The organism is Ruegeria sp. AH12 (assembly GCF_056541465.1).
In genome coordinates this window covers 1-901 of record NZ_JBQFYL010000105.1, presented here as the reverse complement: position 1 = coordinate 901, position 901 = coordinate 1, and the positions used below count along the sequence as shown (strand labels likewise).

General features: G+C 49.6%; 2 protein-coding genes. Both read right to left on the bottom strand.

The annotated features are described in order from the left end of the window. A partial coding sequence (locus ACR0EL_RS21940; RefSeq protein ID WP_480502280.1) for an oligosaccharide flippase family protein occupies window positions 1-583 on the bottom strand: 583 nt, incomplete at its 3' end. Further along, window positions 580-901: hypothetical protein (locus ACR0EL_RS21935; RefSeq protein ID WP_480502279.1), on the bottom strand; the 322-nt coding region annotated here is incomplete at its 5' end. The genes ACR0EL_RS21940 and ACR0EL_RS21935, both read right to left, overlap by 4 nt.

The following is a 901-nucleotide window of genomic DNA, read 5'->3' as shown; positions in this document are numbered from 1 at the left end:
GAACAGGAACCCCTACAAGGGCACCCATTACGAGCGCCCAGACTGAGTTTAACCAAAGCGCCATGGCAATCATAAAAATTGTCCCAGAAACTTGCGACACCAACTCCATCACAGTCAATCGGCCCAATGTTAGATGTCGGTTGGCGAGATACATTTTTGTCGACTGACATCCTTGGATAAGTGACGATAGCGCCACCACCGGGATAATGAGAGCAAGTTCTGGCTGTTCATAAAACTTAGCAATCGAGCTCGCGATTAGGCAGGCCACGAACCAAATCACAACACCCCGCATGACCTGTAAGGTCCACGCGGTATTCAGGAACTTGGGATCATCGCCTCGCGGACTTCGTATGACTGAGGGGCCTATGGCCAGATCGGAAAACATCTCGAGACCAGCAATAACAACCTGCACCAACGCCATCAGGCCGAAGGCTTCAGGAAAAAGAATGCGAGTCAGTATCAGATTCGCCCCCAGCCGGATCAACTGGCTGCTGCCAAAGCCCATGACGCTAAGGACTGTTCCGCGGATTGCCCGCGCTTTTAAACCATCTCCATTGAGAACGGAAATTAGTGCTGCTTTCATGACGGGAGAATCCGGTAATTGGATTTATTTACGGTATCCAAATCTACGTACTGTGCCAGCTTATTGGTTTTCATGATCCAGGTCGAGCAGCCTTCATGCACCCAGATTAACATGTGATAAACCCATTTTTGGGCAGCGATTATCGTGCCATTCATATCGACCACAACCGCATCAATTTCCATAACCAAGATACCCCTTTGTCGCTTTCGGATAGCCGCCGCAACACGGAGTGTTTTTATGATGGGGCGCTTCCCATCCGCAAAAGGTTTGCAGGTATGCCCTTGAAAACTTCCGTCCAAATCGGATGATGCATTACAG